Source organism: Rhodoferax sp. EU05-FHT12H12 (assembly GCF_058791215.1).
In genome coordinates this window covers 1-572 of sequence record NZ_JBYTDI010000017.1, presented here as the reverse complement: position 1 = coordinate 572, position 572 = coordinate 1, and the positions used below count along the sequence as shown (strand labels likewise).

Sequence of the window (572 nt, the reverse complement as noted above, 5' to 3'; positions counted from 1 at the left end):
TGGTCCATCTGTGTCACCGCTTCACCCACTTGCGCCACGCCGCTGCTTTGTTCGCTGCTGGCCGCGCTGATCTCTCCCATGATGTCGGTTACCCGCCGGATGCTGCTCACCACTTCGGTCATGGTGCTGCCTGCTTTGTCCACCAGCGCCGTGCCCTGCTCGACGCGTTCCACGCTGTCGCCAATCAGGGTTTTGATTTCTTTGGCGGCTTCGGCGGATCGTCCTGCCAGGCTGCGGACTTCACTGGCGACTACGGCAAAGCCCCGGCCTTGTTCTCCGGCCCGGGCGGCTTCTACGGCGGCATTGAGGGCCAGGATGTTGGTCTGGAAGGCGATGCCGTCGATGACGCTGATGATGTCGGCGATCTTGCGGCTGGAGTCGACGATGCCTTTCATGGTTTCCACGACTTGGCCGACGACTTCTCCGCCCTGGATGGCCACGGTGGAGGCGCTCAGGGCGAGTTGGTTGGCGGCGCGGGCGGAGTCGGCGTTTTGTTTGACGGTGGAGCCCAGTTCTTCCATGCTGGCGGCGGTTTCTTCCAGCGCGCTGGCTTGTTGTTCGGTCCGTGCGCT

1 protein-coding gene is annotated in these 572 nt (G+C 63.5%); it reads right to left on the bottom strand.

Going from position 1 to position 572, the window contains the following annotated elements; genetic code table 11:
- Window positions 1-572, bottom strand: a 572-nt coding sequence (locus AC3WS7_RS18680; protein WP_492657394.1) for a methyl-accepting chemotaxis protein, incomplete at both ends; no start/stop codon positions are given.